The organism is Nocardioides marmoraquaticus (assembly GCF_054777915.1).
The window spans coordinates 1-1,263 of record NZ_BAAHAA010000053.1; the positions used below are offsets into that span (position 1 = coordinate 1).

The following is a 1,263-nucleotide window of genomic DNA, read 5'->3' on the forward strand; positions in this document are numbered from 1 at the left end:
TTGTCATCTGATCTGTGGCGACATCTGTCGCCGCTGGAAGGATGTCGACCATGCCCGCTCCCCACCCCAAGGAGTTCCGCGACGACGTCGTCGCGGTCGCCCGGCGAGGCGAAGCCCCGGTCGCGCAGATCGCCAAGGACTTCGGCATCAGCGAGTCGTGTCTGCGCAACTGGCTGACGAAGGCCGACGTCGATGACGGCCTGAAGCCGGGCGTCACGACGGCCGAGAACGCCGAGAACCGTGAGCTGAGGAAGAGGGTGCGACTCCTCGAACAGGAGAACGAGGTCCTGCGACGTGCAGCGGCGTATCTCTCACAAGCGAATCTGAAGCTGGGGCAGTCCCCAAAATGACATTCCCGCTGGTCCGTGACCTTGCCGCCGACAAGATTCCTGTCGCGGTGACCTGCCGGGTGCTGGGCTTCTCCCGCCAAGCCTTCTACGCCTGGGACCGCAACCCAGTCAGCGACCGCGACCTGGCTGATGCCTACCTGACCAACGCCGCACTCGACGTCCACGCCGACGACCCCGAGTTCGGCTACCGGTTCGTGGCCGACGAGCTCGCCGCTGCCGGCCACGTCGCCTCCGAGCGACGGGTCTGGCGACTGTGCTCACAAGCCCGGATCTTCTCCGCCCACAGCCGCAAGCGAGGCGCTGCGAAGCGCCCTGGGCCGCCGGTCCACGACGACCTCGTCGAGCGTGACTTCACCGCGGACGCGCCGAACGAGCTATGGCTGACCGACATCACTGAGCATCACACCGACGAGGGCAAGCTCTACCTCTGCGCGATCAAGGACGTCTACTCGGCACGCATCGTGGGCTACTCGATCGACTCCAGGATGAAGACCCGCATCGCGGTCAACGCCCTCGCCAGCGCCGTGGCTCGTCGCGGCGGACCTGCCGCGGTCACCGGCTGCACCGTCCACTCGGACCGGGGCAGTCAGTTCAGGTCGCGGCGCTTCGTCGAAGAGCTCAAGCACCACGGCCTGACCGGGTCGATGGGCCGCGTCGGAGCCGCCGGGGACAACGCCGCGATGGAGTCGTTCTTCGCGCTACTGCAGAAGAACGTTCTGGACCGCCAACGCTGGCGCACCCGCGAAGAGCTCCGGCTCGCGATCGTCACCTGGACCGAACGGACCTACCACCGCCGACGCCGCCAGCGCGGTCTCGGCAAGCTCACCCCGATCGAGTTTGAGACCATCTACACGGCCGCTGACGCGGCCTGAAACCACACACCCCAAGTGACAACCAGACCTTCAGCAGTCCC

The 1,263-nt window shown here is 66.7% G+C and carries 1 pseudogene; it reads left to right on the forward strand.

What is annotated here, in order from left to right:
- The first annotated feature begins 50 nt into the window (after positions 1-50).
- Positions 51-1,222 (forward strand): annotated as a pseudogene (locus ACYU8I_RS18835) (IS3 family transposase).
- Positions 1,223-1,263: the final 41 nt, after the last annotated feature.